Source organism: Joostella sp. CR20 (genome assembly GCF_038433465.1).
Lineage (GTDB): Bacteria > Bacteroidota > Bacteroidia > Flavobacteriales > Flavobacteriaceae > Galbibacter.
In genome coordinates, this window is sequence record NZ_JAESVF010000060.1 from 1 (window position 1) to 247 (window position 247).

A 247-nucleotide genomic window follows, 5' to 3' on the forward strand; every position below is an offset into this window, starting at 1 on the left:
AGTTGGACAAGCGACCAAGGCGGTTCAGGTACAGGAGCATTATCAGATGTAATAGCGAGTTTAGCAGACGGCGAAGTAGTAACCTATGAAGTGACTTTAAGTGTTCCCTCAGACTTTACAGGAGACTTGGTGAATGTAGTTTCAGTAGACTCACCAGATGTTACCGACCCAACACCTGACTGTCCTGACTGTACCGATACGGATACGCCAAATAATGTAGCCGATATTGTAACTGTTAAAACAGATA

1 protein-coding gene is annotated in these 247 nt (G+C 44.1%); it reads left to right on the top strand.

Annotation, left to right across the window (positions count from 1 at the left end):
* The coding region (locus JMA43_RS14040; RefSeq protein WP_342157331.1) for a hypothetical protein at positions 1 to 247 on the top strand (247 nt) is incomplete at both ends.